Annotated in this window: 15 protein-coding genes; 13 read left to right on the forward strand and 2 right to left on the reverse strand. The window is 72.1% G+C overall.

Annotated elements, in window-relative coordinates:
- Nucleotides 1–219: 219 nt before the first annotated feature.
- From ABZT74_RS15790 to ABZT74_RS15840, 11 genes are all read left to right on the forward strand, one after another.
- Entirely contained in the window at nt 220–2,460 is a 2,241-nt protein-coding gene (locus tag ABZT74_RS15790; protein ID WP_356169586.1) for a bifunctional diguanylate cyclase/phosphodiesterase, read from the forward strand.
- Between the two features lie 586 nt (nt 2,461–3,046).
- Nucleotides 3,047–3,343: an Asp-tRNA(Asn)/Glu-tRNA(Gln) amidotransferase subunit GatC gene (gatC, locus tag ABZT74_RS15795; protein ID WP_003966094.1), complete on the forward strand. Its 297-nt coding sequence runs from the start codon at nt 3,047–3,049 to the stop codon at nt 3,341–3,343.
- A gap of 5 nt (nt 3,344–3,348) precedes the next feature.
- Nucleotides 3,349–4,854 carry an Asp-tRNA(Asn)/Glu-tRNA(Gln) amidotransferase subunit GatA gene (gatA, locus tag ABZT74_RS15800; RefSeq protein ID WP_356169589.1) on the forward strand — a complete coding sequence of 502 codons (1,506 nt, stop codon included), beginning with the start codon at nt 3,349–3,351 and terminating at the stop codon, nt 4,852–4,854.
- A gap of 8 nt (nt 4,855–4,862) precedes the next feature.
- Nucleotides 4,863–5,093: a hypothetical protein gene (locus ABZT74_RS15805; RefSeq protein ID WP_355868187.1), complete on the forward strand. Its 231-nt coding sequence runs from the start codon at nt 4,863–4,865 to the stop codon at nt 5,091–5,093.
- A 16-nt stretch (nt 5,094–5,109) separates the two neighbouring features.
- Nucleotides 5,110–6,624, forward strand: a complete 1,515-nt coding sequence (gene gatB / locus ABZT74_RS15810; protein ID WP_355867633.1) for an Asp-tRNA(Asn)/Glu-tRNA(Gln) amidotransferase subunit GatB — start codon at nt 5,110–5,112, stop codon at nt 6,622–6,624.
- Between the two features lie 284 nt (nt 6,625–6,908).
- Nucleotides 6,909–9,155, forward strand: a complete 2,247-nt coding sequence (locus ABZT74_RS15815) for an MMPL family transporter (protein ID WP_356169592.1) — start codon at nt 6,909–6,911, stop codon at nt 9,153–9,155.
- Between the two features lie 4 nt (nt 9,156–9,159).
- Nucleotides 9,160–9,735 (forward strand): GNAT family protein, encoded by a 576-nt coding sequence (locus ABZT74_RS15820; RefSeq protein WP_356169595.1) that lies wholly within the window; start codon nt 9,160–9,162, stop codon nt 9,733–9,735.
- 35 nt (nt 9,736–9,770) lie between these two features.
- Nucleotides 9,771–10,367 (forward strand): hypothetical protein, encoded by a 597-nt coding sequence (locus tag ABZT74_RS15825; protein ID WP_356169598.1) that lies wholly within the window; start codon nt 9,771–9,773, stop codon nt 10,365–10,367.
- A 174-nt stretch (nt 10,368–10,541) separates the two neighbouring features.
- Nucleotides 10,542–10,739 (forward strand): hypothetical protein, encoded by a 198-nt coding sequence (locus ABZT74_RS15830; protein ID WP_355867645.1) that lies wholly within the window; start codon nt 10,542–10,544, stop codon nt 10,737–10,739.
- A 164-nt stretch (nt 10,740–10,903) separates the two neighbouring features.
- Nucleotides 10,904–13,966 carry an AAA family ATPase gene (locus ABZT74_RS15835; protein WP_356435608.1) on the forward strand — a complete coding sequence of 1,021 codons (3,063 nt, stop codon included), beginning with the start codon at nt 10,904–10,906 and terminating at the stop codon, nt 13,964–13,966.
- Nucleotides 13,967–14,001: 35 nt separating this feature from the next.
- The gene (locus tag ABZT74_RS15840) at nt 14,002–14,373 is read left to right on the forward strand and encodes a DUF6191 domain-containing protein (RefSeq protein WP_356435610.1); all 372 of its coding nucleotides are present in this window, start codon (nt 14,002–14,004) and stop codon (nt 14,371–14,373) included.
- Nucleotides 14,374–14,427: 54 nt separating this feature from the next.
- On the opposite strand, the gene ABZT74_RS15845 is transcribed toward ABZT74_RS15840, so the two are convergent.
- The gene (locus tag ABZT74_RS15845; RefSeq protein WP_356169604.1) at nt 14,428–15,603 is read right to left on the reverse strand and encodes a PQQ-dependent sugar dehydrogenase; all 1,176 of its coding nucleotides are present in this window, start codon (nt 15,601–15,603) and stop codon (nt 14,428–14,430) included.
- 104 nt (nt 15,604–15,707) lie between these two features.
- Nucleotides 15,708–16,715, reverse strand: coding sequence for an aldo/keto reductase (locus tag ABZT74_RS15850; protein ID WP_356435429.1), 1,008 nt, complete (start codon nt 16,713–16,715; stop codon nt 15,708–15,710).
- Between the two features lie 76 nt (nt 16,716–16,791).
- Here ABZT74_RS15850 and ABZT74_RS15855 point away from each other — a divergent pair, with 76 nt between their 5' ends.
- Both ABZT74_RS15855 and ABZT74_RS15860 read left to right on the forward strand, forming a co-directional pair.
- A complete protein-coding gene (locus ABZT74_RS15855) occupies nt 16,792–17,733 on the forward strand; it encodes a 2-hydroxyacid dehydrogenase (RefSeq protein ID WP_356169609.1) in 942 nt (313 codons plus the stop codon).
- Between the two features lie 390 nt (nt 17,734–18,123).
- Nucleotides 18,124–21,237, forward strand: coding sequence for an EAL domain-containing protein (locus ABZT74_RS15860; protein ID WP_356169612.1), 3,114 nt, complete (start codon nt 18,124–18,126; stop codon nt 21,235–21,237).
- Nucleotides 21,238–21,301 lie beyond the last annotated feature (64 nt).

The following is a 21,301-nucleotide window of genomic DNA, read 5'->3' on the forward strand; positions in this document are numbered from 1 at the left end:
GGTGGCCGGGTCGCATTCGGGCAACCGTAGACGACCGCTGCCCGTGGAAGCCTTCTGCGGCCTACTGTTGACGTGTGCGCCTGCCGTGCCCAGTTGCGGCCGGCGCACCCCCTGCTCCACGGGAGCGGGGGGAAGGGTTTTCCGACGTGGCTCCGTTGGCAGTTGTCGCCGGCGACGGACCGCGTGGCGTGGGCACCGCCGGCTGTGAGAGGGACGGGAATGGAACCGACCGAGAGCGCTCCCCCGGACTCCCGGCTGCGACTGAGCCGGATGACCGGCGCGTGGCTGGCGGGACTCCGGACCGGACGGTCCGCGCAGCGTCCCGCGCCCAGCGGCCTCGGCGCCGCACCACTCGGCGCTCCCGCTCACTCCGGCGCCGGCCCGCTCACCGCCGGGCGCGGCACCGGTCTGCCCGGCCACGACCCCGAACGCCACCCGTCCTGGCCCGCGCTGCCCGCCGCGGTCGTCGCCGCGGCCGGCATGGTCCTGGGCGCCGGTTTCTACCGGGCGTTCAGCGACCACCACGCGCTCTTCCCGTGCGGCACCGTCGGCTGGGCCCTCGCCCTGCTGACCGGCATCATCGTCGGCCACCTCGTCGCCCTCGGCCGCGCGCGCTGGTGGGGCGGCACCGGCTCCGGCGCCGCGCTCACCCTCGCGGTCCTGCTGCTCTACGGCTGGGTCCCCGCCGGGATGGTCAGCCTCACCGTCGTCGTCCTGGTCGGGGCGGCCCGCCGCAACCGCTGGCGGCAGGGCGTGCTCCACGGCGCCGCCGACATCCTCGGCATCGGGGCCGGAGCCCTCGTCCTCACCTCGTTCGGGCGGTACCCGAGCGTCGAGACGCCCTGGGACGCCACGACCTGGACGCTGTACGCGGCCCCGCAGGTGGTGCTCGTCGCCGGTACCTACCTCGCCGTCACGCGGGGAGTCCTCTGGTACCTGCAGGCCCCCCGCGGCGGCGGGCTGCCCACCGTCGCCCGCACGGCCCTGGTCAGACAGGGACTCGTCGCCGTCGCGCTGCTCGGTATCGCGCCGCTCGTGTGCGTCGTCGCGATGTCCCAGCCGATGCTGCTGCCCCTCTTCTCGATCCCGCTGATCGCCCTCGACTCCACCCTGTGGATAGCCCGCGCGCGGGCCGAGGAGCAGCTTCGCGACCCGCTCACCGGACTGCCCAACCGCCAGTGGCTGCTGGAGCGGACCTGGACGGCCCTGGACGACGCCGAGCGCATCGGCGCACGGTCCGCCCTCCTGCTGATCGACCTGGACCGGTTCCGGTCGGTGAACGACACGTTGGGGCATCTCGCCGGTGACCGGCTCCTCCTCCAGATAGCCGACCGGCTGCGGCTCGCCCTGCCGCGCGGTGCGGAGGCCGCGCGACTCGGCGGGGACGAGTTCGCCGTATTACTGCCGGTCGCGGACTCCACCACGTCGGCCACCCGCGTCGCCCGCAACCTCGTCACCGCCCTCGGCTCGCCGCTCGACCTCGACGGGCTCACCCTCGTCCTGGAGGCCAGCGCCGGGCTCGCCGTCTTCCCCGACCACGCGCTCGACGCCGAGGGGCTGCTGCGCCGGGCGGACGTCGCGATGTACCAGGCAAAGCGCGACCGCACGGGCGTCGAGGTCTACGAGTCCAAGCGGGACTCCAACACCCCCGACCGGCTCGGCCTGTTGGGCGACCTGCGCCGCGCGCTGGACGCCGGCGACGTCGAACTGCACTACCAGCCCAAGGTCCGCTTCGACGGACAGGTGGCCGGCCTGGAGGCCCTGGTCCGCTGGGTGCACCCCGAGCGGGGCAAGGTGCCGCCGGACGAGTTCATCGCCATCGCCGAGTCGTCCGGGCTGATGCCCCACCTCACCGAGTACGTGCTGGAAACCGCCCTCGCGCAGGTCGCCCGCTGGCGCGCCCAGGGTCTGTTCGTGCCCGTCGCGGTGAACGTGTCGCCCCGCGACGTCCACACGCCCGGCTTCGCCGGCTCCGTCGCCGCGCGCCTCGCCCGGCACGGCGTCCCCGCGGGATCGCTCCAACTGGAGATCACCGAGCACGTGCTCCTGGAGGATCCGCAGCGGGCCGCCGACACCCTGGCCGCGCTCACCGGGCACGGCGTGAAGATGTCGCTGGACGACTTCGGCACCGGGTACTCCTCTCTCGTGCATCTGCGCAGGCTCCCCGTGAGCGAGCTGAAGATCGACCGTTCGTTCGTCGCGCGGCTCGCCATCGACACCGAGGACGCGGAGATCGTGCGCTGCACCGTCGATCTCGCGCATTCGCTCGGGCTGCTCGTCGTCGCGGAGGGCGTCGAGGACGACGAGACGTGGGAACGGCTGCGGGATCTGGGGTGTGACGCCGTGCAGGGGTGGCTGGTGGCGGCGGCGATGCCTCCGGAGGAGGCCACGGCGTGGCTGCTGGCGCGTGGGTCGCGGGGCTGGCAGCGGCCTCGCGCCGCGCTGCCCGCCGCGGAGTAAGTCCCCCTTCCTGGAAGGGGCCGCCCTCCGACCTGATCTCTCCCACCCGCGCACGGCCCGTGACTGTGTCCCGACTGGCTCGGCTCGCCTGTGGTGTCTTAGCGCCGTCGGCGTGCGCCGGTTGCAGGATCTCTCCCACCCGCGCACCGCCCGCGACTGTGTCCCGACAGGCTCGGCTCGCCTGTGGCGTCTTAGCGCCGTCGGCGTGCGCCGGTTGCAGGATCTCTCCCACCCACGCACCACCCGCGACTGTGTCCCGACAGGCTCGGCCCTCTCGTGGTGCCGTCTCGCCGTTGGCGGGTGGCGTCGGTCCTGGCGGCGGGCGGGCGCCGATGGTGGGAGGGCCGTGCGGGAGGGCTGTGGCTGTTCCGTGGGGTCACGGGTGGTGCGTGGGTGGGAGGGATCCGGCCGGAGGCCGGCCTGCGTTGTGCGCGTGCCCGGCGGGAGACGGTGACGCGTGGTGCGGGGGTGGGAGACACGCGGCCGGAGGCCGGAGAGCGGCCGACGGCAAACCCGGGCGCGGGCATGGGCGTGGGACCCATAGGATTGGGCCAAACCACACACACTCACCCCAGAGGATCGCTGCATGCCTGGCATCACGCGCGAGGAGGTCGCCCACCTCGCACGGCTGGCGCGTCTGGAGCTGAAGGGCGAAGAGCTCGACCACTTCGCCGGCCAGCTCGACGACATCATCGGCGCGGTCGCCCGCGTCAGCGAGGTCGCCGACCAAGACGTACCGCCGACCTCTCATCCGCTGCCGCTGACGAACGTCATGCGCGCGGACGAGGTCCGTCCGTCGCTCACCCCCGCGCAGGCGCTCTCCGGCGCCCCGGCCCAGGAGCAGCAGCGTTTCAAGGTGCCGCAGATCCTGGGGGAGGACTAATCACCATGACGGACACCAACGTCAACATCATCAAGCTCACCGCCGCCGAGATCGCCGAGAAGATCGCGGCGGGCGAGCTGACGGCCGTCGAGGTCACCGAGGCCCACCTCGCCCGGATCGGGGCCGTCGACGAGAAGGTGCACGCCTTCCTGCACGTCGACCGTGAGGGTGCCCTCGCGCAGGCCCGCGCCGTGGACGCCAAGCGCGCGGCCGGCGAGAAGCTCGGCCCGCTCGCCGGTGTGCCGCTCGCGCTGAAGGACATCTTCACCACCGAGGGCATCCCGACCACGGTCGGTTCCAAGATCCTCGAAGGCTGGATCCCGCCCTACGACGCGACGCTCACCAAGCGGCTGAAGGCCGCCGACGTCGTCATCCTCGGCAAGACCAACATGGACGAGTTCGCCATGGGGTCCTCCACCGAGAACAGCGCGTACGGTCCGACCGGAAACCCGTGGGACCTCACCCGTATCCCCGGCGGCTCCGGCGGCGGTTCGTCCGCGGCCCTCGCCTCCTACCAGGCGCCGCTCGCGATCGGCACCGACACCGGCGGTTCCATCCGCCAGCCGGCCGCCGTCACCGGCACGGTCGGCGTCAAGCCGACGTACGGCGCCGTGTCGCGGTACGGCATGGTCGCCTTCTCCAGCTCCCTCGACCAGGGCGGGCCCTGCGCCCGTACGGTCCTGGACGCGGCCCTGCTCCACGAGGTCATCGCCGGCCACGACCCGCTGGACTCGACGTCCATCGACGCCCCGGTCCCGCCGGTCGTCGAGGCCGCCCGCAACGGCAGCGTCGCCGGAATGCGCGTCGGCGTCGTCAAGCAGTTCCGCGGCGAGGGCTACCAGGCCGGCGTGGTGCAGCGCTTCGACGAGGCCGTCACCATGCTCAAGGAGCTGGGCGCCGAGGTCGTCGAGCTGGACTGCCCGTCCTTCGACCTGGCGCTCTCCGCGTACTACCTGATCGCCCCGTCCGAGTGTTCGAGCAACCTCGCGCGCTTCGACGGTCTGCGCTACGGCGCGCGCGTCGGCGACGACGGCACGCACTCCGCCGAGGAGGTCACCGCCCTCACCCGTGAGGCCGGCTTCGGCCCCGAGGTGAAGCGCCGCATCATGCTCGGCACGTACGCGCTCAGCTCCGGCTACTACGACGCGTACTACGGCAGCGCCCAGAAGGTCCGTACGCTCATCACCCGCGACTTCGAGAAGGCGTTCGAGCAGGTCGACGTGATCGTCTCCCCGACCACGCCCACCACCGCCTTCCCGATCGGCGAGCGCGCGGACGACCCGATGGCGATGTACCTCGCGGACCTGTGCACCATTCCGACCAACCTGGCCGGCAACTCCGCGATGTCGCTTCCCTGCGGCCTCGCCCCGGAGGACAACCTGCCGGTCGGTCTGCAGATCATCGCCCCGGCGCTGAAGGACGACCGCCTTTACAAGGTCGGAGCCGCAGTCGAGGCCGCCTTCGTGGAAAAGTGGGGCCACCCGCTGCTTGAGGAGGCTCCGTCGTTGTGAGCAAGGCAATGTCCAAGGCCAAGGGATTCAAGAAGTCCAAGTCCGGCACGTACCTGTCCATGGCCGGTACGGCGTTCGGTGCGCTCGGTGTCGCGAAGCAGGTCAGGAAGGCCCGCTCCGAGAACGACACGCTGCGCCTCATCGACGCGGCCGTGTCCGCCGCCGCCATCGTCACCGGCCTCGCCATCCTCTACCGGGAGCTCAAGCGCCTGGGCGACGACGACGTCCTGCTGGGCTGAGAGGGAAGTTTTCACCGTGACCACCACGACCGACCTGGTGTCGTACGAGGACGCACTCGCCTCGTACGACCCCGTCATGGGCCTCGAAGTCCATGTCGAACTCGGCACCAAGACGAAGATGTTCTGCGGCTGCTCGACCGAGCTCGGGGCCGAGCCCAACTCGCAGACCTGCCCGACCTGCCTCGGCATGCCCGGCGCCCTCCCGGCCGTCAACGCGATCGGCGTCGAGTCCGCCATCAAGATCGGCCTCGCGCTGCACTGCGACATCGCCGAGTGGTGCCGCTTCGCCCGGAAGAACTACTTCTATCCGGACATGCCGAAGAACTTCCAGACCTCCCAGTACGACGAGCCGATCGCTTTCAACGGCTATCTGGACGTCCAGCTGGAGGACGGCGAGGTCTTCCGCGTGCAGATCGAGCGCGCCCACATGGAGGAGGACACCGGCAAGTCGCTGCACGTCGGCGGTGCCACCGGCCGTATCCACGGCGCCTCGCACTCCCTGCTCGACTACAACCGCGCGGGCATCCCGCTCATCGAGATCGTCACCAAGCCGATCGAGGGCGCGGGCGAGCGGGCCCCCGAGGTCGCCAAGGCGTACGTCGCCGAACTGCGCGAGCTCATCAAGGCGCTCGGTGTCTCCGAGGCCCGCATGGAGCAGGGCCAGATGCGCTGCGACGTGAACCTCTCGCTGCGCCCGCACGGCCGCGAGAAGTTCGGCACGCGCTCCGAGACGAAGAACGTCAACTCCCTGCGCTCCGTCGAGCGTGCCGCCCGCTTCGAGATCCAGCGCCACGCCGCGGTGCTGAACTCCGGCGGCACGATCATCCAGGAGACCCGCCACTTCCACGAGGACACCGGGTCCACGACCTCGGGCCGGGTGAAGGAGGAGGCCGAGGACTACCGGTACTTCCCGGAACCCGACCTCGTCCCCGTGGCCCCGTCCCGTGACTGGGTCGAGGAGCTGCGCGCCGGGCTGCCCGAGCAGCCGCTGGCCCGCCGCAACCGGCTGCGCGAGGAGTGGGGCGTGGGCGCCCACGACATGCAGTCGATCCTCAACGCCGGCGCCATCGACCCGATCGTCGCGACGATCGCGGCCGGGGCCGACGCCGCGTCCGCCCGCAAGTGGTGGATGGGCGAGCTGGCGCGCAGCGCCAACGAGTCCGGCAAGGCGCTGGAGGACCTGCCGATCACCCCGGCGCAGGTCGCCCGGGTGGCCGAGCTGGTCACGTCCGGCGACCTGAACGACAAGCTGGCCCGCCAGGTCATCGAGGGCGTTCTCGCCGGCGAGGGCACTCCGGACGAGGTCGTCGAGAAGCGGGGCCTGAAGGTCGTCTCGGACGAGGGCGCGCTGACCGCCGCCGTCGACGAGGCCATCGCCGGGAACCCGGGCATCGCCGACAAGATCCGCGGCGGCAAGCTCCAGGCCGTCGGCGCGCTCGTCGGCGCGGTCATGAAGGCCACCCGCGGCCAGGCCGACGCGGCCCGCGTCAAGGAGCTCATCCTGGAGAAGCTGGGCGTCAGCGAGGGCTGAGGTCACGTTTTCCCACGTCCCAGGGGGTGCATCGCCGAGCGATGCGCCCCCTGCGGTCTGTCCCGGCCCCTCCGGTCCCGTCCGGCTCCTTCCGGGACCGCCGTGACACGCGTGGGGCGCCGGAGTTCACGCGTATGCCCCGGGACAGGGGTCACAGATCTGTGAGTAAGCCCACGAATGCGACAAAGGATCATTTCCGGCTGTAAGAGTGATGGCGCATGAGTCATGCGTTCTTTGCGGGCAGTTCCCGATAAAGATCCCCAAATCCCCCAGGGAGCTCGTCCGTGGCAGCCCTCGCACGTTGGTGTGTCCAGCACCGCCTCGTTGCCGTACTGCTCTGGCTGGTCGCCTTCGGCGGCGTGACCGCTGCCGCCGCCGTGACGGGTTCCTCGTACTCGAACGACTACGAGGCCCCGGGAACCGAATCCGGTCGCGCCACCCAGCTCCTCGGCGAGGGCTTCCCCGGCCTCGGTGGCGACAGCGACACGGTCGTCTGGCACACCGGCCAGGGCGCCAGCGTGCGTTCCCCCGCCGTCGAGCAGTCGATGACCCGCACCCTCGACAAGATCGCCGAGCTCCCCGGAGTCGCCTCCGTCGACAGCCCGTACGGCCGCGGTGGCGCCGACCGGATCAGCGACGACGGCCGCACCGCGTACGCCAACATCACCTTCGCCGACCGGGCCGAGACCATCGACAAGGGCGAGGCCCGCGCCGTCGTCGACACCGCGAAGGCGGCCGGGACCGAGGGGCTCGACGTGGAACTGGGCGGCAGCGCCGTCGCCCTCACCCAGTCGTCCGGCGGGCACGTCGCCGAGATCGTCGGCGTGGTCGTCGCCGCTCTCGTCCTCTTCCTCGCCTTCGGCTCCCTCGCCGCCTCCATGCTGCCCATCGCCACCGCCCTGATCGGCGTGGGCACGGCGTACTTCGGCATCGTGCTCCTCGGGCACGCCATGACCGTCGCCGACTTCGCCCCCATGCTCGGCATGCTCATCGGGCTCGGTGTCGGCATCGACTACGCCCTGTTCATCGTCACGCGACACCGGCGCGGCCTGAAACGCGGGCTGCCGGTGGCCGAGGCCGCCCGGAACGCCGTCACCACCACGGGCCGCGCCGTCGTCTTCGCCGGCGCCACCGTCTGCATCGCCCTGCTCGGCATGCTCATCCTGCGGCTGGGCTTCCTCAACGGCGTCGCCATCGCCGCCTCTCTGACCGTCGTCCTCACCGTCGCCGCCTCCGTCACGCTGCTGCCCGCACTGCTCTCCTTCATCGGGCCCCGCGCCCTGAGCCGCCGCGAACGGCGCCGGCTGGAGGAGCACGGACCGCAACCGGAGCTGCCCACCGGGTTCGCCGCCCGCTGGTCCGCCTTCGTCGAACGCCACCCCAAGGTGCTCGGCGGCGTCGCCGTCGTCGTGATGGCACTGCTCGCCCTGCCTACGTTCTCCCTCCATCTGGGCACCTCCGACCAGGGCAACGACCCGCGGACGACGACCACCCGACAGGCCTACGACCTCATCGGCAAGGGCTTCGGACCCGGCGTGAACGGGCCCCTGACCCTCGTCACCAAGGTCGGCGGCGCCGAGGACCGCCTCGCACTCGACAACCTGGACCTCTCGCTGCGGCTCACCCACGGCGTCGCCTCGGCGACCCCGGTCACCTACAACACCGCGGGCGACACCGCCTACCTCACCGTCGTCCCGTCCTCCGCCCCGCAGGCGAAGGACACCAGCGACCTCGTCGACCGGCTGCGCACCGAGGTCCTGCCGCGCGCCGAGGCGGGCACCTCCCTCGACGTGCACGTGGGTGGGGTGACGGCGAGCTACGACGACTTCGCCGACGTCATCGTCGGCAAGCTGCCGCTCTTCGTCGGCGTCGTGATCAGCCTCGGCTGCGTCCTGCTGCTCCTCGCGTTCCGTTCGATCGGTATCCCGCTCAAGGCCGCCGTGATGAACATCGCCGCCGTCGCCGCCGCCTTCGGGGTCGTCGTCGCGATCTTCCAGTGGGGCTGGGGGAGCGACCTGCTCGGCCTCGGCCGCGCGGGACCGATCGAGCCCTTCCTCCCCGTGATCATGGTGTCGGTGCTCTTCGGGCTCTCGATGGACTACCAGGTGTTCCTGGTCAGCCGCATGTACGAGGAGTGGCTGGAGACGGGCGACAACCGGCGGGCGGTCCGGGTCGGGCTGGCCGAGACCAGCCGGGTGATCAACTCGGCGGCCGTCATCATGATCTCGGTGTTCCTCGCCTTCGTCCTCAGCGGCGACCGCGTCATCGCGATGTTCGGCGTCGCCCTGGCCGCCGCCGTCGCCCTCGACGCCTTCGTCCTGCGCACGCTCCTCGTCCCCGCCCTCATGCATCTGCTGGGCGGCGCGAACTGGTGGCTGCCCGGCTGGCTCGACCGCCGGCTGCCCCGGGTCAGCATCGAGGCACCGGAGTGCCGTGCCGCCCATGAGAGGCTGGCCGAGGTGACGGACGCCGGTGTGGCGGACGTCCTGGACGCCGCCGACGCGGCGGACCTGATGGCGAAGGAGCGGTAACCGGATGTACGCGATATCCCTGGGTGACGACGGGGCGGAACTGCGGCCCCTGGAGCCGTGGCACGCCGAGGAGTTCCTCGCCCACCTGGACCGCGGCCGCGAGTTCATCGGACAGTTCATCCCCTTCGGATCCCAGTCCACGGACGTGCCGTCCACGCGGGCCCACCTCCAGCGGTACGCCGACATGCGCGCGGCGGACACCGGCTCCCTGCACGGCCTGTGGCTCGACGGCAAGCTCGTCGGCGGTGTGCTCTTCCTCAACTTCGACGCCGAACAGGGCAACTGCGAGGTCGGCTGCTGGCTGGAACCCGCCGCTTCCGGCCGCGGTCTCGTCACCCGCGCGATGCGCGTGCTCATCGACTGGGCGGTCGAGGGCCGCGGGATCCACCGGATCGAGTGGGTGGCCGCCGCCGGCAACGTGCCGAGCCTGAACGTGGCCCGCCGTCTGGGCATGACCCAGGACGGTGTTCTGCGCGAGAAGCACCCCTACCGCGGGGTCCGGCACGACCTGGAGGTGTGGTCCTTGCTGGCCCCCGACTGGCGCGCAGCCCGTGCGCGCGAGGCGCACAAGGATCATTAAGGAACTTCTCAGACAGCGTCCGTACGGTGCGGGGCATGGGAACCAAGACAGTTGACGAAGCCGGGGCCGAGACCGGCACCGAGGCGCAGCGCGACGACCAGACCGTGGACGTCACCAAGACCGACGCGACCACGGACGACGTGACCGGCACCGAGGCGGAGGGCGCCCGGGCCGAGGAGCAGGACGAGGCCGACGCGGCCCTCGTGGACGGCGACGACACCACCGCCGCCGAGCAGGCGACCGGAGTCGGCCAGGGTGCCGCCGCCGTGGTGTCCGCCGGACTCGGCATCGTGTCGCTGACCGGCAGCTGGGTCTCCACCGTCGCCGCCGCGCGCGAGACGCTCGTCGGCCAGCTCAGGACCTCGTCGAGCGCGAGCGTCGCCCAGCAGGTCAAGGAGGTCTACGGCGATGCCTGGGCGACCACCGCGCTGATCGGCGGCCTCTTCGCACTGGCCGCGCTGATCGTCGGTGTCGTCGTCCTCGTCCGCCCCGCGTTCGGCGCCCCCGGCAAGCCGCAGGCCGCCTGGATCAAGTCGGTCGCCTGGGCGGGCGTCTCGCTCGGCGTCGTCGGGCTGGTGCTGGCCGTCGCCAAGTACTCCGACCTCCTTCTCGGGCTGCCCTCCACCAGCTGAGAACCGACCACTCTGAGGGGCCTTAGGGCCGGCGCCGTACAACCGGCGTCGCCCTAAGGCCCTTCGCGTGCCCAAGATGCGGAACTCTCCCGATGTGGCGCACCCCCCTCGGAGACGAAGGTTGAGACATCGCAGACAGCGAGGCCGAGACCGACTCTTCACCAGGGGTACGAGATGTTCGAGTACGAGCTTCACCAGATCCGGACCGCGGAACTGATCCGCGAGGCCCAGAACCACCGGCTCGCCCGGGAGGCCCTCCAGGGCCGCAGGGCCGCCCGACGCGCGGCCCGCCGCGAGTCCGTACAGCAGGACACGGAGGGGCGGGCCCATAGCCGCCGTCCCCGCCGGTATCCGTTCACCCGCGCCGCGTGAACGCCACGGCACCCGGCGCCGGCCGTACCGCGTACGACCGGCTGCCGGGTGGGCAGGAGGGCGGCCGTACAGGGGGCGGCCGCCTCCTGCCGGACACCGCACGTCCCGCCGGGGCACCGACGGCCCACCGGATAACCGGTGCCGCGCCGTCGGTGCCCTGTGCGATGCTCGGGCCCGTGGAGACCAGGTCCGTGAGCCCCGTGTTCGTCGGACGCACCGCCGAACTGGGGGTGTTGAACGACGCGCTCTCCCGTGCCGCCACGGGAGAGCCACAGGCGTTGCTGCTCGGCGGCGAGGCCGGCGTCGGCAAGACCCGCCTCCTGGAGGAGTTCGCCACCGCCGCGGCCCGCGAGGCCGCCGTCGTCGCCTGCGGCGGCTGCGTCGAGATCGGCGCCGACGGCCTCCCCTTCGCCCCGTTCTCCACCGCCCTGCGCGCCCTGCGCCGCATCCTGCCCGACGAACTCGCCGCCGCGGCCGCCGGACAGGAGGAGGAACTCGCCCGCCTGCTGCCCGAACTCGCGGACACCAACTCCGGACGGCGCTACGACGAAGAGGGCATGGCCCGGCTCTTCGAGCTCACCGCCCGCCTCCTGGAACGCGTCGCGGCGGACCGTACGGTCGTGGTCGTCCTGGAGGACCTGCACTGGGCCGACGCCTCCACCCGCCATCTGCTCGCCTACCTCTTCCGCACCCTGCGCAGCGGCCGGCTCGTCGTCATCGCCACCTATCGCGCCGACGACATCCACCGCCGCCACCCGCTGCGCCCCCTGCTCGCCGAACTCGACCGCCTCCGCACCGTCCGGCGTCTCGAACTGGGCCGCTTCAGCCGGGCCGAGGTCGGCCGCCAGATCGCCGGAATCCTCGCCCGGGAGCCCGACCCGGCCCAGGTCGACGAGATATTCGCCCGCTCCGACGGCAACGCGTTCTTCGTCGAGGAACTCGCCGTCGCCGCCCACGAGGGCTGCCGCACCGGACTCACGGACTCCCTGCGCGATCTGCTCCTGGTGCGTGTCGAACGGCTCCCGGAGAGCGCCCAGCGGATCGCCCGGACCGTCGCCGAAGGCGGCTCCACCGTCGAGTACGCGCTGCTCGCCGCCGTGGCCCAGCTCGCCGAGGACGATCTCATCGAGGCCCTGCGGGCCTGTGTGGGAGCCAACATCCTGATCGCCTCGCCCGGCGGCGACGGCTACCGCTTCCGCCACTCCCTGGTCCGCGAGGCCGTCAGCGACGACCTGCTGCCCGGCGAGCGCTCCCGCTTCAACCGCCGCTACGCCGAGGCACTGGAGGCCGCTCCCGCGCTCGTCCCGGCCGACGAACGCGTGACCCGGCTGGCCAGCTACTGGTACCACGCCCACGACGCCGCCAAGGCGCTGCCCGCCGTCCTCGACGCCTCCGTCGAGGCCCGCCGCCGACACGCCCACTCCGAGCAACTGCGGCTCCTGGAACGGGCGATGGAGCTGTGGGAGGTCGCCCCCGACACCGTGCGCGCCGCGCTGCGGCCCGTCGACTACGCGGAGGCCTACCCGGCCTGCGGCTGCGATCCCGAGACGACCCCGCTGAGCTACCTCGACCTGATGGCCGAGGCGGCCGTCGCCGGCCGACTGTGCGGAGAGCGCGAGCGCGCCCTGAAGACGACCCGGCGCGCCCTGCACCTCCTGGAGGACACGGGCGATCCGCTGCGCGCCGCCTGGTTCTGGCTCCAGCGCTCCCGGCTCGTCCAGTCGCAGGTCCGCGGCGACGGATGGGAGGAACTCGCCACCGCCCAGGAACTGGTGCGCGGCCTCCCGCCCTCCCAGGTGCACGCCGAGGTGCTGTCCATGGTCGCCGCCTGGTGCATGCTCCACGAACCGGGCCACGGCGCCCTCTCCGCGGCTGAGCGGGCGGTGGAGTACGCGCGCATGGTGGGCGCCCGGGACATCGAACTCAACGCCCGGCTCACCCTCGGCGGCCTGATGGTCGACTCGGGGGACGTCGAGGCCGGACTCGCCGCGATGTACCAGGTCAAGGAAGCGGCACACCGGCACGGCGCCGCCTACGTCGTCGGCCGGCTGCACATCAACCTGCCCTCCCACCTGGAGTCCGTCGGCCGTTCCCGCGAGGCCGTCGCGATCCTGCGCGAGGGCGTCGAACTTGCCCGCAGGAACGGCCTGTTGGACACCCTCGCCTGGGTCTGGGGGAACCTCTCCGAGTCGCTGTACGCCCTCGGCCAGTGGGACGAGGCCGTCGACGCCGCCCGGAACGCGCTGGGCGTGGGACTCAGCGGCAAGGCTTCCGGGGTGGGCGCCGCCCGTCTCGCGCCTGTCGCCCTCGCCCGCGGCGACCTCGCCGAGGCGACCCGCCAACTGACCGCCGCCCGGGGCCACTTCGGAACCCACGATCCGATGCCGCAGCACTCCCTGCCGCTGCTCTGCACCAGCGTCGGTATAGCCGCCGGCGAGGGCCGCCTCCTCGACGCCCGCGCCACCCTGGAGCAGGCCCTGGAGGTGGGCTTCCCGCCCGGCACCCAGCGCTACGGCTGGCCCCTGCTGCTCGCCGCCGCCACCGCGGAGGCCGACGCCCGCGGCCTGCCCGTCGCCGAACCGGGCCGCGCCCCGGCTCTGGATCGCATCCGCGTGACCGCGAAGTCGCTGGCGGCGGGTGCGCCCGTCTGGCTCGCCCACGCCGAATGGGTCCGCGCCGAACTGGGCCGGGCCGAGGGCGACAGCTCTCCGGACCAGTGGTCCGACGTGGTCAGCGCCCTCGAACGCCTGGAGCGCCCCTACGACCTGGCGCGGGTCCGCCTCCGCCTCGCCGAGGCCCTGCTCGTCTCCGGCACGGACGACGACGAGCGCGACCGGGCGACGGAACTCCTCCGGCTGGCCCGTGCCGCTGCCGACCACCTCGGCGCCCGCCCGCTCACCGACGCCGTCGCGCTCCTCGCCCAGCGCGCCCGCCTTCCGCTGGAGCACGCCCCCGAGCGGTCGGCGGCGCCCACGGACCCCGCGCTCGCCCTCGGTCTCACCGGCCGCGAGCGTGACGTCCTGCGGCTCGTCGCCGCCGGCCGCAGCAACCGCCAGATCGCCGGGGAACTCTTCATCTCCCCGAAGACGGCCAGCGTCCACGTCTCGAACATCCTGGCCAAGCTGGAGGTCTCGGGACGGGGTGAGGCGGCTGCTCTGGCCCACCGGCTGCGGCTCTTCCCGCCGGAGACCACCTCGGTGCGGGCGGCGGGGCGAGGTCTAGGCTGAAAGGGATTCGGGCCGAGGGAGGCGCCGTGTTCAACATGTTCGAGGAACTCTTCGCACCGGGCCGCAAGCACACCGACGACGAACGCAAGCGGCTGGAGCTGAGCCGCGTCGACCTGAACGACGGCGACCCGGGCCGCGGCCCCATAGACCTGACCTCGGGCAAGGTGGTCGTACGGGCACCTCGGCATGACGAGGAGCAAGCGCAGGACGAAGAGCAGGCGCAGGACGAGGAGCAAGCGCAGGACGTAGAGCAGGCGAAGGACGTAGAGCAGGCGCAGGAAGCGGACCAGCCGACGGCCGCGGTCCAGGACCAGAGCGCCGCCCATGACCAAGACGCTGCCCAGGACCGGAGCGCGAGCCCGGGACGGGACGCGGCGCGGAACCCCGGTCCCTCGCAGGCGCCGTAGCCCGCACGACCGCCGCCTCGGCCCTCCGCCCGCTTCCCCCGCCGCAAGCTCCCGCTATTTCACCTCGATCTCCAGCAGCCGGTCGTCACCCTTCCCGGGGCTGCCCCGGCCGTCGGTCTCGCTCGTCATCAGCCAGAGCTTGTCGCCGCCCGCGGAGACGACCGTGCGCAGCCGGCCGTACTTCCCCTGGAGGAACGCCTCGGGTTCGGCCGAGGTCTTCGTGCCGTTCAACGGGATGCGCCACAGCCGCTCGCCCTTGAGGCCCGCCATCCATATGGATCCCTCGGCATACGCGATCCCGCTCGGCGAGGCGTCGTCCGTGTGCCACTGGGCGACCGGGTCGTGGTACTTCGCGTCCTTGCCGATGCCCTCGACCACCGGCCAGCCGTAATTGTCGCCGGGCTTGATCTGGTTCAGCTCGTCCCAGGTGTCCTGGCCGAACTCGGAGGCCCACAGCCGCTGTTTGTCGTCCCAGGCGAGACCCTGGACGTTGCGGTGTCCGTACGAGTAGACGACGGAGCCGGGGAACGGATTGCCGGGCGCGGGCTCGCCGTCCGGGGTCATCCTCAGGATCTTGCCGCCGAGCGCCTTCTTGTCCTGCGCCTGCCCCCGGTCGCCCGTCTCGCCCGCGCCCGCGTACAGCATCTTGTCCGGGCCGAACGCTATCCGCCCGCCGTTGTGGATGATCCCCTTGGGGATGCCCTTGAAGATCGTGTCCGGTGCGCCGAGCTGTTCGCCGGAGGGCTTCTTCGCGTCGTACAGCATGCGGACGATGCGGTTGTCGGAGGCCGTGGTCACGTACGCGTAGATCATGTGGTCCGAGGCGTAGGCGGGGGAGAGGGCGATGCCCAGCAGACCGCCCTCGCCGGCCGGGGCCGCTCCGGGGACGTCGCCCAGCTCGGTCTTCCTGCCGGTCTTCTCGTCGATCCGGGTGATCGTCCCCTTGTCCCGCGAGGACACCAGCAGGCCGCCCTCCGACAGCGGAGCCAGGCCCCACGGGCTGTCCAGGTCCTCGGTCACGGTGCGCACGACCTTCACCGACCCCTTGGCCGGCGGGGTCGGCTCGGGAGAGGCGCCGCGGGCGGACGACGACTGCGGCGCGGGGCTGCTCCCGAGGCCCGGGAACGCGCCTCCGTCGTCCGAGCCCCCTCCACCGCCGGAGGAACAGCCTGCCGTCACCAGAAAGGCGGCCGTGACCAACACGGCTGTCACTGCTCGACGTTGCACCATCTGTGTCCCTTCGAAGCGGCGGTCCCACTGTTCATACACCGCTCGCGTTCCTCAGGTTCCCGATCACGGACCGGAGAATCCGCACTCCGGCCCGCGGACGTGCCTCACTCCCAGGATCCCAGGGCCCCCGGCAGACCCGCCACCTCCGCCAGATCCTCCGGCGTCAGCCGCAGTCCCGCCGCCCCCGCGTTCTCCGTCACCCAGCGTTCCCGCTTGGCCCCGGGCACCGGAACCACGTGCGGGCCCTGCGCCAGCACCCAGGCCAGCGCCACCTGCGCGGGCGTGACCTCACGGCCCGCCTCCGAGTGGCGCCGGGCGATGCGCCGCAGACCCACCACGATGGGCTGGTTCGCGGCCATCATCTCGGCGGTGAAGCGGGGATGCCGGGCCCGTACGTCGTCCGGCTCGAAGCCCTCGCCGGGGGTCAGCGTCCCGGTCAGGAAGCCGTTGCCCAGCGGCATCGCGGCGAGGAACCCGACCCCGCGCGCCGCACACCACGGCAACAGCGCGTCCAGCGCCTCCGTCGACCACACCGACAGCTCGGCCTCCACGGCGCTCACCGGGAACACCTGCTGGACCCGCTCCAGCTGCCGGATCGTTCCGTCGTGCAACCGCGCCCCCGAGCGCCGGCCGGACCGGGCCCCCAGCGCGCACAGCCCGAGCGAGCGCACCTTCCCCGCCGACACCAGCTCGGCCATCGCGCCCCAGGTCTCCTCGACCGGCACCTCCGGATCGGCCCGGTGCAGCTGGTACAGATCGATCACGTCCGTCTGGAGCCGGCGCAGCGAGGCGTCGCACGCCCGCTTCACATACTCGGGACGGCCGTTGGCCACGATGTGCTGCTCGCCCGCCAGCAGACCGACCTTGGTCGACACGAAGGCTTCCGGGCGGCGCTCCCTGAGCGCCCGCCCGAGGAGCAGCTCGTTGGTGAAGGGGCCGTACATGTCGGCCGTGTCGAGCAGCGTCGAGCCCCGGTCGAGCGCCGCGTGCACCGCGCGCAGCGACTCCTCGCCGCGCTGTCGCGATCCCGTGTAGGCCCAGCTCATCGGCATGCACCCGAGGCCGACCGCCCCGACACCGAGCGCCGCGGCCCCGATCGTTCTGCGCTCCACCTGGTCGTGATCCTCCCTCTGCCGGCACCCCAACCTAACCTCTGCGCGAACGGGCGCCTGGCATAGCCTCCTGACCATGACTTCCGATGTGTGGCTGCCGTTTCACGCCGACGAGATCGAGGGGCTCCCAGAAGGCCCCGCGTACCGCTTCTGGGACGGCGACCAGGACTTTCCCGCCGACCCGGCGGAGTGCGCGTTCTACGTCGTCCCCTATATGAAGCCGCCCGCCGTGTCACAGCGTCCGCTGTCGGCGATGACGTCGGTCCGGGTGGTGCAGACGCTCTCCGCGGGTGTCGACCACGTCCTGCCGAGCCTCAAGTCCCTGCGCCCCGGCGTGGTGTTGTGCAACGCCCGCGGTGTCCACGAGGCGAGCACAGCGGAGTTGACCCTCACACTGATCCTCGCCTCGCTGCGCGGCGTCCCCGACTTCGTCCGCGGCCAGGACGCCGAGGAGTGGCGCTCGGGCTTCCGGCCCTCGCTGGCCGACAAGTCCGTCCTCATCGTGGGGTACGGCTCGATCGGGTCCGCCATCGAGGACCGGCTCGCGCCGTTCGAGCTCGCGCGGGTGGCGCGCGTCGCGCGCTCCGCCCGCACCACGGAGCGCGGCCCGGTGCGCCCACTCACGGAACTCCCGTCGCTGCTGCCCGAATCCGATGTCGTCGTGCTGTCCACACCGCTCACGGAGAGCACCCGTGGGCTGGTGAACGCCGACTTCCTGTCCCGGATGAAGGACGGCGCCCTGCTGGTCAACGTGGCGCGCGGCCCCGTCGTCGACACCAAGGCGCTGCTCGCCGAACTGGAGAGCGGCCGCATCACGGCGGCCCTCGATGTGACCGACCCCGAACCGCTGCCCCCGGGCCATCCGCTGTGGCACGCGCCCGGTGTCCTCATCAGTCCCCATGTCGGCGGCCCCACCTCGGCGTTCTGGCCGCGCGCCAAGCGGCTGCTCGCGCAACAGCTGACGCTTTTCGTGAACCGGGAGCCGCTGCGGAACGTGGTTCTCACCACCGGCACCTGAGCACCGCTCCGTTCGTCCTCCGTCCGCCTCGAACACCCTCCGCAGTTCCCCGAACGCGGGCAGTTCCGGCATAGTCCCTGGTCGTCACGGAGCGTAGAGGAACTATGTCCCTGAGTGACGAGACTGGTGTATCGTCCCGACAGGGGCTGCGCCGCGCACCGTTCGGCGCCGGGGATGGACATTGAGACTGCGAGGGGGGCGACGGGCGATGCACGGCCTATGGACCAACGATCCGACGCGGCGGGGCCGCCGCCGACGACCCTGGCGCGCGGCCGCACGCGGACGCGGCCACGGCTGCCATCACCACCGCAGGCATCCGAGCCGTCGCAGGCATGCCCATCCGGCGCACCGGGACCAGTTGGACCCGGGGGCACGGACCGGGTGGGCCCGGTGAGCTCCCCCGGAGCGCTGTTGGCCCGCCGTCCGGTCTTCGACGGCGGGACGGGCCTGTTCTCGCAACTCGTCCTGGCCCTGGTGTGCGGGGGATACGCCGTCGGTTCCGCGCTCGGCTGGGGCTCCGCGAGTCTCGCGCTGGTCATGGGCGACTTCGGGCTGAGCATCGCGGCGGGCACCGCGGCCGTCTCGTGCTTCCTCTACGCCCGTAGCCGGAGCAGCCGCTTTCGTCCCGCCTGGCTGCTGTTCTCGCTCTCCTCGGCGATGGCCTCCCTCGGCAATCTGGTCTGGGGGTGGTACGAGGTCGTCCTCGAACGCCCGGTGCCCAGCCCGAGCTACGCCGACCTGTTCTTCCTCTGCTTCGCGCCGCCCGCCATCGTCGGCCTGCTGGTGCTCGCCAAGAGGCCCGTCACCAGGGCCGGTTGGGTGTGCCTCGCGCTCGACTCCTGGCTGATCGGCGGTTCGCTGCTCACGCTGTCCTGGTCGCTGGCGCTCGCCCAGGCGGCCAAGTTCGACGGACCGAGCGTCGCCCACACCGCACTGTCGCTGGCGTACCCGCTGCTGGACATCGCTCTGGTCAGCATGGTCCTCGCCCTGCACTTCCGGCGCTCGTCGGTGAACCGTTCGGCGGTGAACACCGCGATCGGGGCGCTCGCCCTGACCGTGATGTGCGACGCCCTGTTCACCTCGCCCCTCCTGCACAACAACTACCACTCGGGCCAGCTCCTCGACGCGGGCTGGTTCGCCGGCTCCCTGCTCCTCGCGTACGCCCCCTGGGCGGCCACCCGGCACGGACACCCGGAGGCCGAGGAGCACGGTCCGCAGGGGCACGCCCCGGAGGGGCCCGTGCGCGGGATGCGGGAGCACATCCCCGGCCAGCGCCGGGAGGGCCGCTTCGGTCCGCCGGGCTCCGACGGGCGGGGCGGACCGCGCGGCGGCCACGAGCCGTCCGGGCCGGGAGGCCCGCGGGGCCCCGGAGGCCACGAGCGCCGGGGCGGGTCCGGTGCGCAGGAGGAGGAGCACGGGTACGAGCGGGAGCAGGACGGACACCCGCAGCCCGCCCCGCAGGGCCCGGGGCACGGCCGGTACCCGGTGACGCGTCCGATCGCCGGATCGATCGCCGCGCTGACGCCCTATCTCGCCGCCGCCGTCTGCACGTTGGGGATCCTCTACAACATCCTGAACGGGCGCCGGGTGGACCGCGTGGTGCTCCTCACCGCCGGCCTCGTCGTCCTCGCCCTCGTGGTGCGCCAGGGCATCATGCTGCTCGACAACATCACCCTCACCCAGGAACTGGCGCAGAAGGAGAACCACTTCCGCTCCCTGGTGCAGGGCTCCAGCGACGTCATCATGATCGCCGCTCCGAACGGCATCCTGCGGTACGTGAGCCCGGCCGCCGCCGGGGTCTACGGCCGCGATGCGGAGGACCTCGTCGGCTCCGAGCTCGCCTCGCTCATCCACCCCGAGGACCTCGGCTGCGTGGTCCACGAGGTGCGGCGGTTCCTCGCGGCCAGCCACGTGGAGGAGCCGACCACCCGGATCGAGTGCCGGTTCCGGTCCGGCGACGGCGGCTGGCTGAACGTGGAGTCCACCGTCAACCGGCACCACGGCGGACTGATCTTCAACAGCCGTGACGTGACCGAACGCGTCCGCCTCCAGGCGCAGTTGCAGCACAACGCCGAGCACGACCCGCTCACCGACCTGCCGAACCGCGCGCTGTTCACCCGGCGCGTCCAGCAGGCACTCTCCGGGCGTCGTTCCTCCGACCGGGGCACCGCCGTGCTTTTCATCGACCTGGACGGCTTCAAGGCCGTGAACGACACGATCGGGCACCAGGCGGGCGACGAACTGCTCGTCCAGGCCGCCCGCCGGCTCCAGGACTCCGTACGGCACGGGGACACCGCCGCCCGTCTCGGCGGGGACGAGTTCGCGGCGCTCATCGTCGGCGACGGCGGCCGCGACCGCACGGCCCGCGAGCAGCAGATAATGGAACTGGCCGACCGGCTGCGGATCAGGCTCTCCCAGCCGTACTGCATCGACGGCAACGATGTCCGCGTCGCCGCGTCCATCGGTGTGGGTTTCGCCGAACCGGGTCTGGGCGCGGGTGAGTTGCTGCGCAACGCCGACCTGGCCATGTACCGCGCCAAGGCGGCGGGCAAGGGCCGTGTCGAGCTGTACGCGCCGCAGATGCAGCAGGACGTGGTCCGCAAGGCGGAGCTGGCGACCCGGCTGCGCTCCGCGCTCCAGGAGGGTGAGTTCGCCCTGCTGCACCAGCCGGTGGTGTCGTTGGAGAACGGCCGGATCTCGTCGGTCACCGCACAGGCGCGCTGGCGTTCCTCCCAGGGAGTGCTCTTCACGCCCGCCGAGTTCCTGCGGGTCGCCGAGGACAGCGACCGCACCGCCGAGCTGAGCCGCTGGATGCTGGACGAGGCCGTCGGGCAGGCCGCCGAGCGCACCGCCGCCGGCATCGCGGTGCCGGTGGCCGTCCGGATGACCGCCCGGCGGCTGCTGGACCGTTCCCTGCCGCTCGGTTCCGTCGAGTCCCTGCTCACCCGGCACGGGCTCGCGTCCGGCGGGCTGGTCATCGAGCTGTCGGACACCGATCCACGCGTCCCTCTGGACGAGCTGGAGCGCCGTCTGAACGCCCTCAGACGCCTCGGGGTCCGGATCGCCCTGGACGGCTTCGGCAGCGGCTACGCGGCCATCACAGCGCTCCGCCGGCTCCCCGTGGACATCCTGCGCCTCGACCGCAGCCTGGTCGAGGGAGTCGTCGAGTCCGCCCGGCTGCACAAGATCACCAGCGGGCTGCTGCGGATCGCGACCGACCTGGGGCTGCAGTCCGTGGCGGACGGGGTGGATCTCCCGGAGCAGGTGATCGCGCTGCGGGCGATGGGCTGCACGCACGGGCAGGGCATGGCGTTCTCCGGACCGCTGGACGAGTACCGGCTGCGCCGGGCGCTCTCCTCCGGCCACTTCCCCGTACCGAACGGGCCGGTCGAGCCCGTCTTCGCGGGCGGTGGAGCGGGGGTGTACACCGGTGGTGTGCCCGCTGTTCTCGGGGGCGGAACGGCCCTCCGTTCACATAATGAGACTCCCGTCCCACCTACTTGACAGTCGGTGCGTGCCGGGGGGAGGGTCAATGCCATGCGCACCCGAATTCTCGTACTTGGAAAGC

It is taken from the genome of Streptomyces sp. NPDC005302, from assembly GCF_040607345.1.
Classification (GTDB): Bacteria; Actinomycetota; Actinomycetes; order Streptomycetales; family Streptomycetaceae; genus Streptomyces.

Excerpts from the sequence above, each read along its gene's own strand:
- ABZT74_RS15830 (WP_355867645.1), top strand. The coding sequence starts at position 10,542 with ATGTTCGAGTACGAGCTTCACCAGATCCGGACCGCGGAACTGATCCGC.
- ABZT74_RS15840 (WP_356435610.1), top strand. The coding sequence starts at position 14,002 with ATGTTCGAGGAACTCTTCGCACCGGGCCGCAAGCACACCGACGACGAA.
- gatC (WP_003966094.1), top strand. The coding sequence starts at position 3,047 with ATGCCTGGCATCACGCGCGAGGAGGTCGCCCACCTCGCACGGCTGGCG.
- ABZT74_RS15825 (WP_356169598.1), top strand. The coding sequence starts at position 9,771 with ATGGGAACCAAGACAGTTGACGAAGCCGGGGCCGAGACCGGCACCGAG.
- ABZT74_RS15805 (WP_355868187.1), top strand. The coding sequence starts at position 4,863 with ATGTCCAAGGCCAAGGGATTCAAGAAGTCCAAGTCCGGCACGTACCTG.
- gatA (WP_356169589.1), top strand. The coding sequence starts at position 3,349 with ATGACGGACACCAACGTCAACATCATCAAGCTCACCGCCGCCGAGATC.
- ABZT74_RS15790 (WP_356169586.1), top strand. The coding sequence starts at position 220 with ATGGAACCGACCGAGAGCGCTCCCCCGGACTCCCGGCTGCGACTGAGC.
- ABZT74_RS15855 (WP_356169609.1), top strand. The coding sequence starts at position 16,792 with ATGACTTCCGATGTGTGGCTGCCGTTTCACGCCGACGAGATCGAGGGG.
- ABZT74_RS15835 (WP_356435608.1), top strand. The coding sequence starts at position 10,904 with ATGCTCGGGCCCGTGGAGACCAGGTCCGTGAGCCCCGTGTTCGTCGGA.
- ABZT74_RS15845 (WP_356169604.1), bottom strand. The coding sequence starts at position 15,603 with ATGGTGCAACGTCGAGCAGTGACAGCCGTGTTGGTCACGGCCGCCTTT.
- ABZT74_RS15820 (WP_356169595.1), top strand. The coding sequence starts at position 9,160 with ATGTACGCGATATCCCTGGGTGACGACGGGGCGGAACTGCGGCCCCTG.